Source organism: Lachnobacterium bovis (genome assembly GCF_900111325.1).
GTDB lineage: Bacteria > Bacillota > Clostridia > Lachnospirales > Lachnospiraceae > Roseburia > Roseburia bovis_A.
In genome coordinates this window covers 129,389-136,129 of sequence record NZ_FOGW01000009.1, presented here as the reverse complement: position 1 = coordinate 136,129, position 6,741 = coordinate 129,389, and the positions used below count along the sequence as shown (strand labels likewise).

Below are 6,741 nucleotides of genomic sequence, written 5' to 3'. Positions count from 1 at the left end.
GTGCAGTAATGTATGTAGCTGACTGTTACTAATAGGTCGAAGGCTTGACCAAAAGGTTTTTAATAACTTGTATGAAGTTTTGAAGATATATAAAATGTATCTTAGATGGCCCAATGGCTCAGTTGGTTAGAGCGCCGCCCTGTCACGGCGGAGGTCGAGGGTTCAAGTCCCTCTTGGGTCGTTATGGGATCTTAGCTCAGCTGGGAGAGCATCTGCCTTACAAGCAGGGGGTCACAGGTTCGAGCCCTGTAGGTCCCATTTAGTCAGAAGACTAAAATGCCGATGTGGCTCAATTGGCAGAGCAGCTGATTTGTAATCAGCAGGTTATCGGTTCGAGTCCGATCATCGGCTTGGTTTATCTAAGCGATAAATCTTCAAAAAGCCTTTATAGGTATATATATTGTTTAATATGGGCAGATTCCCGAGTGGCCAAAGGGGACAGACTGTAAATCTGCTGCAAATTGCTTCGGTGGTTCGAATCCACCTCTGCCCATTAAAAAACAAGATATATTTAAGTAATAACGCGGGATGGAGCAGTCTGGAAGCTCGTCGGGCTCATAACCCGAAGGTCATAGGTTCAAATCCTATTCCCGCAACTCTGTGCCCAGTTAGCTCAGTTGGTAGAGCAGAGGACTGAAAATCCTCGTGTCTCTGCTTCGATTCCGGAACTGGGCACTCATATGGGATATTAGCTCAGTTGGTAGAGCACTTGACTTTTAATCAAGTTGTCCGGGGTTCGAATCCCCGATGTCTCATGAAGCTGTCATTTTGTAAAAAAATGACAGCTTTTTTTATTGAATAATTAAAAATATTTATTTTATAGGGTTAGTGTATATATTGATATTGGGAAATATAAATAGTAGCAATGAGTAACAATAACAAATAATAAAAAGAGAGAGAATAATATGAGAAATAAAACAACAATTATATTTGGAATGATAATAGTATTGGTATTAGTATTGGTATTAGGTGTATTAATTTTTTTTAAGCTTGATTTACTCAAAATGAATTTTTCAAAAAATAATTTCAAATACAAAATAGGATTTTTTATTGGGGCAGATAAATTATCGGTTGATAAGTTCTCAGAATATGAGACAGTTGTAATCGATGTTACTAATTATTCAAAAAATGACATAGAACGTTTTCATAAAGAAGGTCATAAAGTTTATGCCTATTTAAACATTGGATCATTAGAAGAGTATAGAAAATATTATAAACAATTTTCGGATTTAAGTTTAGGTACGTATCCAAATTGGGATGACGAAGTAAAAATAGATGTAACATCAAAAAGATGGCAAAATTACGTGGTTAATGTATTAGGAAAACAAATTAGTCAGAAGAATGTGGATGATTATTTTATTGATAATACGGATTTATACTACTACATGAAGGATGAAGCCAAGGCTAATGACATATATAAAGGACTTTTAAAAATAATAGATGGGTTAAATAAATATAAGCCAAAGTTAATAATTAATGGAGGAGATTATTTCGTTCAAAGATTGCTTAAGGAAAACAAGGTTAATTTAATTGCTGGTGTAAATCAAGAGAGCGTATTTACAACATATAATGTTGGTGATGATGGTAAATTGATATACAAAAATCAGGCTAAAGATGATGTTGACTATTATGTTGAGTACTTTGAAAAATGCAGAAAGAAAAAATTGTCTGTTTCATTAATTGAATATACAAAAGATAAGGATAAAATTCGAGAAGTAAAAAATTTTTGTAAAAAAAACAACTATATGTATTTCATAACAGATTCGAATAAATTAAATAAGATTTAATTGCTTTTTATTAGTCCTGTTGTAAAGCTAATTAGAGATAGGCAATTAAAGAAAAAACAGCGTAATTTTTACCAAGAGTGAATTTTACGCTGTTTTTAAATTCTGTATTATTTTAAATTCTGTATTATTTTAAAAATCTGTATTGTTATAAAAATATTTTTATAAGATAAAAAATGTCGCTAAAAATTTATTTTCGAGTTAGTGTTTTGTGATTTTTTTGAAGAGTGAACTTCCTATAATACTTAAAAGTGCCATTATTATGATAAGTAATATAAATTGTTCATAATTTTTTTTATATAAACTACTACCACTAAATGTCGAGAGTAGAATTGCTGGGGTGCGACAGATGAAGCATAAAACACTCCATTTAATAAGTGTTATGTTTGTCGAACCAGCGCAATATGACAATAAATCTTTTGGTGAACCTGGAATCAAAAAAATAGTAAAAAATATTTTTGTGATTTGTTCTTTATGTTTTTCCATATAATTATTTAGCTTATCAATTTTTTCAGATGAAAAAAATAAATGAATTATTTTTTTGCCAAATCTTTTTACTGCACAGAATGAAATAATACTACCAATAGTCATTCCTATATTGCAAATTAGGGCGCCTTTTAGTGGTCCATAGGTATAACCAGCTGCAATTTCGAATGGTCCACCAGGGATAATGGCTGCAATTACTTGCAAAATTAATACAATAATAAAGAGTATAGTGCCAATGGGACCTTGTTTATAAATATATTTTCGAAAAGCAGTCGGTGTTGATGCAAGTTCAAACATTGGCTTGATGATAAACCAGGTCAGTAAAGTTATAAATACTATACATAGTAAAGAGATTATAACGAGTATGACATTTTTTTTTCTAGTGGATAAATGAGTATTTTTTAATTTCTTCAAATTTTTCCTCCTTTATTTTTCTTGAATAATGATAAGGTTATTGAATTTGTGAATAATAATTGTTATATCACAAGATTAATTAAAGTACAATAATGTTTATGGAGTAAAAATATTTATATAGTAATAATGTTTATATAGTAATAATGTTTATGGAGTAAAAATATTTATATAGTAATAATGTTTATATAGTAATAATGTTTATGGAGTAATAATATTTATATACGAATAATATCAAAAAAAAGATGAAGGTAAGCATTAACAGCATTAAATACATAAAAGTATAAAAAATATTAAATGCATTGAATGAAAAATTAGAATTTAAGTAAGTGTATGAGTTATAGGAGGAATGCTTTTTTATGAGAGGATAAAATTAAAGAGATACCCCTGCTAAAAAAATGGTTGAGAGATATCTCTTTAATTAAAGTTATAATTTTATTATTTTTTAAGTTTATAATTGCATCGCAATGTAAGAATATCTAATTTAAGATAATAATTGCATCGCAATGTAAGAATATCTAATTTAAGATTATAATCGTATCGCATTTTATGTACATTATCTAGCATATTTTTTTGTAGCATGCAAGTGTTTTTTGAGAAATTAAATCATTTTAGTTATGCTTAATTTTCATAAAATTCGTACAATGTTAAATTGCTTATCAAGTATTAATAAATCTGCTTCTGCACCGGGTTTAATTGTACCAATCAAATCACCCATACCGATACTTTTGGCTGGATTTATGGTTGCAGCTTTGATTGCAGACTCAATTGGAATTCCATAAGAAATTGCATTTTTCATACAGCTAAACAAATTAGTTACAGAACCTGCAATTGTTCCATCTTTAAGAGTGGAATGTTTTCCTTTTTTAGTAGTTACTTGGTTGTTGAAGTGATATTGTCCATCTGGCATTCCTGTTCCACTGGTTGAATCACTTACAAGGATAACTCGATCATCGCCAAACATTGCAAATATCATACGCACAACGGAAGGATGAACGTGAACGCCATCACATATAATTTCTATCATTACTTTTGGATCGTCGCAAGCTGCACCAACAATGCCAGGGTCGCGATGATGAAAAGTGTACATTCCATTAAAAACATGGGTTACATGATTTGCACCAGCGATAAAAGCGGTAGTTGCTTGATTGTAGTTTGCGTGTGAATGACCAAGTGAAATATTTACCTTCGAATGCAGAGTTTCAATAAATTTTGCAGCTCCCTTCATTTCTGGAGCAACATTTATCAATTTAATTCTGTTTCCCGATAGTGCATTAAGTTTATTAAACAATGCAATATTTGGTGCTTGAATGAACTCTTCATCATGACATCCTTTTTCATCTTTATTAATAAAAGGACCTTCCATATTTACTCCAACTATTCGGGAATGAGAGGAGTCATCTGGTACACCATTAAGTGATTTCATGATTTCTGCCAATCGATCTTCAGGAAGTGTGCATGTCGAAGGGCAGAATGACGTAACACCATTTTCGTGAAGATATTCGGCAATTTCCGTTAGACCATTAGTATCTGCATCACAAAAATCGTGTCCTTTTGCACCATGAATGTGAATGTCGCATAAGCCAGGAATAACGTATTGTGACTGAGCATCAATAATTTCTGCATCAGAAAACAAGCTGTCTGAATCAGCAACTAATGGATGTGTCAATTTAAAAATTTTATTGTGATCATTTATGTATATGTTTCGCTCAGCGAAAATTCCATCTGAACCAAATATAATACCATTTTTAATTACTTTACCCATATAAATTCCTCCAAAAAAGAGCAACAAAAGAATGATAAAATTTCTGATAATTGAATTTTAACATATCTTGAAGAAAAAAACATTAATATATATACTGAAAATTATAAAAATTTTAATAAAAAAATATAATATATTAATAATATAACTGAAATGTACAGCAAAATTATAATATTTTTAATATTTCGTTTATAAAAATGAAATATTAAAATCTGCTTAAAACGTAATAAGTAATTAAAAGCAAAATTTTATGGGTATATTTAAAATTATAATGTAATATCTAGGTGAAGTCCTCGGCCCAGAATCTGATTATACAAAATATTGTAAGTTCGTTCATTTATTCTCTTGGCACTTATTGTAGAGGCATTCATATATCCGGTTTCCTTGCTAAAAGCTTTACTAATATCAGAAAGTGAAGCTTTAGAAAGGATTCCATCTTTTATATTTATGGTTCCGTCATCTTTAATCTCTAAGCCAATGTTTTTTAAGGCATCTGAATATTTATCAGTGACTTTCATAAGATTTTTCACTTGGCGTTTAAGGTTTGGATCATTTACTTTTCCAGATGAAGTTATTGCATTATTATACGTTGTAACAAAAGCACGTATACTATTGTATATGTTTTTATCATCATTATTTTCTTTGTACTCAAATGAGGACAACATTTTTGCCGCTTTTTTTAGTGCTATTGTATCTTCATAAATCAATTCGTTGTTTGTGTAATCTGAGCGTTTTGAAGCTTTTGAAACTTCTCTGTTATGCTCATAGAACTTTCGTAAATAATAATCTGTTGAAAGATTATTGTTTGATCCAACTAAACTCGTCATATCTGAACTCATAGTAAATCCCTACTTTCTTGTTATAATTAAAAACACTATTTAAACGGATATTATAAACTAATAGTACTTTATGATATCTTTAGTTGTTAACTTGTATTAAAAAACAATTTAAAAAAGACATAGCCGATACGAGCTATCATCAGTGTATTTCGGAAGAAATAAATTAAATTTTATAGTAACAGAAAAATTTTTAAAAATATCATAAATTTTATTATTTATAAGTAAAGGGCAGAATAAGTAATATAAGAACGGTTAGATGAGGTGTTTTTATTGAAAAATAATAAAATAAAAGGTAAAATAATTATGTAAAATGTAAAATATTATAGGGGAAATAATAGTTTCATTTTATAGGGGGTAATATTTTAATGCTAGATTATTTTTAATTAAAACTAGTTATAGGAGGAAAAAGGATATGGAACAGGTAAGTTTTGGTAATACCAAAGATGGTCAGGAGGTAACAAATTATTTTATTTCAAATTGTAATGGAATGAAAGTTGGAGTAACAAATTATGGAGCGACAATTACTTCGATAAAATTACATGATAAAGATGGAATCGAGAGAGATGTTGTGTTGGGTTATGACGACGTTTTAGGCTACCAAAATGGAACATGCTATTTTGGTGCCACTGTAGGAAGAAATTGCAACAGAATTGCTGATGCAAAAATCGAATTAGACGGTGTAGTTTATGAACTTGAAAAAAACGATAATGAAAATAATTTACACAGTGCATCACATGGAGTTGATAAAAAAATATGGGATGTATTAAGTGTTGAAGAAAATAAAATTGTTTTTAATTGTTTAAGCAAGGATTTAGAACAAGATTTTCCAGGAAACATGCAAGCTCAAGTTACATTTGAAGTATCAGATGAAAATGAATTAAGTATTAAATATCATGCAGTTTCAGATAAGAAAACAGTTATGAACTTTACAAATCATAGTTATTTTAATTTGGGAGGACATGACTCAGGAGATGTTTTAAATCATATTTTACAGGTTAATGCGTCACATTACACTCCAGTTATTGATTCTAAATCAATTCCAACGGGAGAAATTGCAAGTATAGAAGATACACCGTTTGATTTTAGAAAAGCTAAAGAAATTGGAAAAAATATATTTGACGATAATGACCAATTAAAATATGGAAATGGATACGATCACAATCTTGCACTTGATAAAAAAGGTGAGAAAGTTGAATTAATTGCAACGTGTTACTGTGAAAAAACTGGCTTAAAAATGGATGTGCTAACTGATTTGCCTGGTGTACAATTATATACGGCAAATTTTGTTGACGGTGAAAAAGGAAAAAATAATGCTGTTTACAATAAAAGATCTGCTGTTTGTTTAGAAACACAGTATTATCCAAACTCAGTTAATGAAGATAATTTTAAGAAACCTATTTTTGATGCAGGTGAGTCATATGATTCAACAACTATCTATCGTTTTTCCGTAAAATAGTAT

Annotated in this window: 5 protein-coding genes and 7 tRNA genes; 9 read left to right on the top strand and 3 right to left on the bottom strand. The window is 29.9% G+C overall.

Translation table 11 applies throughout. The features are described 5' to 3' along the window. Window positions 1-107: 107 nt before the first annotated feature. The 8 genes from BMY79_RS05180 to BMY79_RS05145 all read left to right on the top strand — a co-directional run bounded on the left by BMY79_RS05180 (window position 108) and on the right by BMY79_RS05145 (window position 1,787). Window positions 108-181: transfer RNA gene (locus BMY79_RS05180), tRNA-Asp, on the top strand. Between the two features lie 4 nt (window positions 182-185). Next, window positions 186-258, top strand: a tRNA-Val gene (locus BMY79_RS05175). A 20-nt stretch (window positions 259-278) separates the two neighbouring features. Then, window positions 279-351, top strand: a tRNA-Thr gene (locus tag BMY79_RS05170). Between the two features lie 60 nt (window positions 352-411). Further along, window positions 412-493 (top strand) — tRNA-Tyr (locus BMY79_RS05165). Window positions 494-522: 29 nt separating this feature from the next. Beyond that, window positions 523-596 (top strand) — tRNA-Met (locus tag BMY79_RS05160). 6 nt (window positions 597-602) lie between these two features. Further along, a tRNA-Phe gene (locus BMY79_RS05155) sits at window positions 603-675 on the top strand. 7 nt (window positions 676-682) lie between these two features. After that, a tRNA-Lys gene (locus BMY79_RS05150) sits at window positions 683-755 on the top strand. A 150-nt stretch (window positions 756-905) separates the two neighbouring features. Beyond that, entirely contained in the window at window positions 906-1,787 is an 882-nt protein-coding gene (locus BMY79_RS05145) for an endo alpha-1,4 polygalactosaminidase (protein WP_074730508.1), read from the top strand. Window positions 1,788-1,985: 198 nt separating this feature from the next. Here the strand turns inward: BMY79_RS05145 and BMY79_RS05140 are convergent, their stop codons facing one another. The 3 genes from BMY79_RS05140 to BMY79_RS05130 form a co-directional block, all read right to left on the bottom strand. Then, the gene (locus BMY79_RS05140; RefSeq protein ID WP_083383471.1) at window positions 1,986-2,684 is read right to left on the bottom strand and encodes a TVP38/TMEM64 family protein; all 699 of its coding nucleotides are present in this window, start codon (window positions 2,682-2,684) and stop codon (window positions 1,986-1,988) included. Window positions 2,685-3,309: 625 nt separating this feature from the next. Further along, window positions 3,310-4,446, bottom strand: coding sequence for an N-acetylglucosamine-6-phosphate deacetylase (gene nagA, locus BMY79_RS05135; protein ID WP_074730507.1), 1,137 nt, complete (start codon window positions 4,444-4,446; stop codon window positions 3,310-3,312). A gap of 263 nt (window positions 4,447-4,709) precedes the next feature. Next, window positions 4,710-5,282, bottom strand: a complete 573-nt coding sequence (locus BMY79_RS05130; protein WP_022749282.1) for a hypothetical protein — start codon at window positions 5,280-5,282, stop codon at window positions 4,710-4,712. 412 nt (window positions 5,283-5,694) lie between these two features. Here BMY79_RS05130 and BMY79_RS05125 point away from each other — a divergent pair, with 412 nt between their 5' ends. Continuing rightward, on the top strand, window positions 5,695-6,738 hold the full coding sequence (locus tag BMY79_RS05125; protein ID WP_074730506.1) for an aldose epimerase family protein: 1,044 nt from the start codon (window positions 5,695-5,697) through the stop codon (window positions 6,736-6,738). Window positions 6,739-6,741 lie beyond the last annotated feature (3 nt).

Bases quoted from the DNA above. Each gene is read 5' to 3' on its own strand.
- BMY79_RS05145 (WP_074730508.1), top strand. From the start codon at position 906: ATGAGAAATAAAACAACAATTATATTTGGAATGATAATAGTATTGGTA.
- nagA (WP_074730507.1), bottom strand. From the start codon at position 4,446: ATGGGTAAAGTAATTAAAAATGGTATTATATTTGGTTCAGATGGAATT.
- BMY79_RS05130 (WP_022749282.1), bottom strand. From the start codon at position 5,282: ATGAGTTCAGATATGACGAGTTTAGTTGGATCAAACAATAATCTTTCA.
- BMY79_RS05125 (WP_074730506.1), top strand. From the start codon at position 5,695: ATGGAACAGGTAAGTTTTGGTAATACCAAAGATGGTCAGGAGGTAACA.